Origin of the sequence: Streptomyces sp. NPDC005728, assembly GCF_040630895.1 — a bacterium.
GTDB lineage: Bacteria > Actinomycetota > Actinomycetes > Streptomycetales > Streptomycetaceae > Streptomyces.
In genome coordinates this window covers 1-2,550 of record NZ_JBEXYL010000256.1, presented here as the reverse complement: position 1 = coordinate 2,550, position 2,550 = coordinate 1, and the positions used below count along the sequence as shown (strand labels likewise).

The 2,550-nt window shown below is 72.8% G+C and carries 1 protein-coding gene and 1 pseudogene; both read right to left on the bottom strand.

Annotation, left to right across the window (positions count from 1 at the left end; genetic code table 11):
- Positions 1-257, bottom strand: a pseudogene (locus tag ABZ471_RS48295) (hypothetical protein); the annotation flags it as partial.
- A complete protein-coding gene (locus ABZ471_RS48290) occupies positions 247-2,268 on the bottom strand; it encodes an FAD/NAD(P)-binding protein (protein WP_359075523.1) in 2,022 nt (673 codons plus the stop codon). The gene ABZ471_RS48290 and the pseudogene ABZ471_RS48295, both read right to left, overlap by 11 nt.
- Positions 2,269-2,550: the final 282 nt, after the last annotated feature.

The window sequence follows — 2,550 nt, the reverse complement described above, 5'->3', positions numbered from 1 at the left end:
GGGCCGGACGAAGCCTCGGCGAAGCCGGCCAGGCCACCGCTGATCACCCGGGCGGCGGCCCAGGGCACCGTGCCGAGCCGGGCCTGTGCCCGGCTCAGTGCTGCCTCGGCGTCCAGCATGGCCTGCAGCCATGCGCCGTCGGACACTGCGGCGGCGACGGGGGTGTGCGCCCAGACGGGCGCGAGCAGGCCGGAATCCAGCTGCACCCCGGCAGGGTCTGCGGCCGCGTCCGGGGTGAGGGTGGTGTCAGTGGGCATGGGTGAGTCCTTGTTCGGTGGGTGCGTCCTCGCCGTCCGCCCTCTGCCCGGCGGCGCCGGCCCGCTCCCCCGCGCCGGCGCCGTGCGTATCCCGGCACAGGCCGGTGCCGCAGGCCAGTGCCGCGCGGGCGATGGCGTCGGAGTCCGTGAGCGTGACCGAGTTGACGCCGGGCCGGATACCGGCGGCCGTCACCCAGTGCACCGACTCGGTGGGCACCCCGAAGGCGAAGCGGCGCGGATGCGCAACGCCGCCTGCGTCGATCAGACGGAACGGCCGCTCGGTGACGGCCAGTCCGTCGGTCTCGTAGCTGCCTCCCGAACGGGTGCGGATGCGGTAGGCGGTGCACTGTCCGTCGGCCAGCAGGCGGCGCAGGAGCGGGTCGTCGGTGCGGCGCAGCGTGATCGCGGGCAGGCGTGCCTCGACGAGGGCGCCGACCCGCACGGCCGAGTGGGGCACGAGCGGTGAGCTGACGCGGTATCCGGTGCGGTCGGCCTCCACCCGCAGGCCCGGCCCGACGACACGCAGCACGTCGGCCTCGATCAGCGCGATCATCTCCTCGACCCGCCGGGCCGGCGGGCCGATCGACAGATACGCGTTCAGCGGGGTGTACCAGTGGTCCAGGTCGGTGCGGTAGGAGTCGCCGTGCAGGCCGCCGTGGTCGACCGCGAGGCGGATCTCGTTGCGCAGGTCCCGCAGGACGTCGAGTGCCGCCTTGAGCGGGCCGCTGACGTTGCCGGACCTGGCTTCGGCGATGTCCTCGCGCAGGTGGTCCAGGAGCCAGCCGGTGAAATCGTCGGGGCCGGTGAACTCCCGGTCCCGGTAGGGGCGGGCGAGCAGTTCCCAGTCCCACCGGTCCTTCTCGCCGATGCCGTACGCCGCCAGGACGGCATCACTGTGCCGCCGGTCCGGGCCGGTGGCCAGGTAGTCGTCCTGGAACTGCTGCGCCTCGAGGTCGTCTCCGCGCAAGGTGAGCAGCGTGCGGTAGTAGACGGTCTCGACCTCCTGGGAGATCAGCGGCCACAGGTGGTCCTTGAAGTCGAGTCCGTGCTGCTGGTGGGTGCGGCGCAGCTCGGCGATGCGGCCGGCGGTGAGCCTCAGCGGCTCGTGCCGGCCGTGGGGGCCCTTCTCGTTCTCGCCGCGGGCCTGGTACGGGATGCCGCGCCGGGAGCCGGCGTAGAGCTGCGGCTCGAGCCCCGAGGGGTGGTAGACGAGCCGGCCGGCCGTCCGGGCGAAGGAGCCGCCGCGGCCGGCGGTGAGCTGGGCCATGTAGTCGAAGAAGTTCAGCCCGAGGCCGCGCAGCAGCACCGTCGTGCCCGGTGCCAGCATGTCCAGGTCGACGTCTGCGGGGTTGGCCGGCGCGATGTGGGTGAGGTTCGCTTCCCGGGCCCGGCCGGCGAACTCCTTCTCGGCGGCGTCCGCGCGCTCGGGCAGGTGTCCCTGGCACAGGATCACGGCGTCCAGGTCCCGCAGCACGGTTCCGTCGCTGAGCTGCACCCGCTGGCGGGGGTGGTCCCCGGGCGTTTCCTCGTCGTCCAGGGCGACGGCGAGGAAGGGGTGTGCGCTGACCGTCAGTCCGGCGGGTGCGCCGTCGGTGATGCGCTGGTACGCCCAGTGCAGGTAGCGGCCGTAGAACGCACGGGTGGGGTAGGTGTCGGGGCCGATCCGGCGGGCTTCGCTAAGGACGTGCGCCGGATGGGCGTCGCCCTGCTCGCCCGCGGCGAGGGTGAGGGCCCATTCGTGCAGGCTCGGTCCCGGCTCCAGCGGGCCCAGCAGGTCCACGCTGGCGTCGGTGAACACCGATATCTGTCCGGCCACGGTGTTCATGAGCAGGTGAGGGGACTGGTCGGTGCGCCACACCTTGCCGGGGCCGGGCGGGTAGGGGTCGACCACATGGACGTGGACGGTGTGGCCCTCGGGCTGCGAGCGGGCGTTGGCGCACAGTCGCTCGACAACCGAGAGGCCGCGCGGGCCGGCACCTATCACGCACACAGTGCAATGTCTCGTCGTCATGTTTCCTTCTGCCGGTGTCGAGCAGCGGCGAGGGCCACCGAGGGGCGAAGTGGGCGGGCGCGGCGCGGGATGCGGGTGGTCGGGCCGTTTCACCGGGCACCTGCGAGGATGCCCCGGCCTTCAGACCGGGGAGGAATCGGACCCCTGCGGAGCAGGGCAGAGGCAGCCGGATCGCCGCCAGGGCGATCCGGCGTCCATCCCACGACTGGGTGAGGCAGCTGCCCGCAATGATCTTTTGGTTTGACGCCCGGGGGGGGGGTTTGTCGCGACTCCAACATTGGA